The 628-nt window shown below is 64.3% G+C and carries 1 protein-coding gene; it reads left to right on the top strand.

The features are described from left to right. Positions 1–72: 72 nt before the first annotated feature. Positions 73–628: LLM class flavin-dependent oxidoreductase (locus ACFC3J_RS22885; protein ID WP_375198200.1), on the top strand; the 556-nt coding region annotated here is incomplete at its 3' end.

The raw sequence follows: 628 nt of genomic DNA, 5'->3' as shown, positions 1-628 counted from the left end.
ATCCGTCCGCCTTCCCCCTCTACAAGGACAGGTTCGCGCCGAGGCGGCAGGGCGTAGGAAGTTCCCGAGAGGATGGCCATGAAGCTCGGCATATGCAGCATGTGGGGGTACAGGCTGGACGGATTTCGCGAAGAAGTCCGTCTTGCTGCCGATCTCGGTTTCGAGCTGATCACTGTGGGCGATTCGCCAGCGGGTTGGCACGAACTCTATGTGTCGCTTACCCTCGCTGCACTGGACGCCCCGAAAGCGACTTTGGCGCCGCTTGTCACATCGCCCTTCATGCGGCATCCGCTGGTAACGGCTTCCGCGCTCAGCACGATCGACGATCTTTCCGGCGGGCGCGTGGCATTGGGCCTGGCGACGGGCGGCAGCACGGTTCTGGCCATCGGGCGGCCGCCCGCCACGCAAAAGGAAATACGGGCGGAACTGGCGGCGCTTCGGGACCTGTTTGCCGGACGGCCGGCGGAGCTGAACGGAGCGGAGATCAAGCCGCTCCGTTTTGCCCGGCCGATTCCGATCTATTATTCCGCCTTCGGTCCCAAGGCGCTGGCTCTGGCGGGCGAGCAAGCCGATGGCGTCATATTGTTCGCGGGTGAACGCCATCTCGACGCGCTGAAGGACCGGATCG

Source organism: Sphingobium sp., assembly GCF_041987595.1.
Classification (GTDB): Bacteria; Pseudomonadota; Alphaproteobacteria; order Sphingomonadales; family Sphingomonadaceae; genus Sphingobium.
This window is presented reverse-complemented; position numbering and strand designations above follow the sequence as displayed.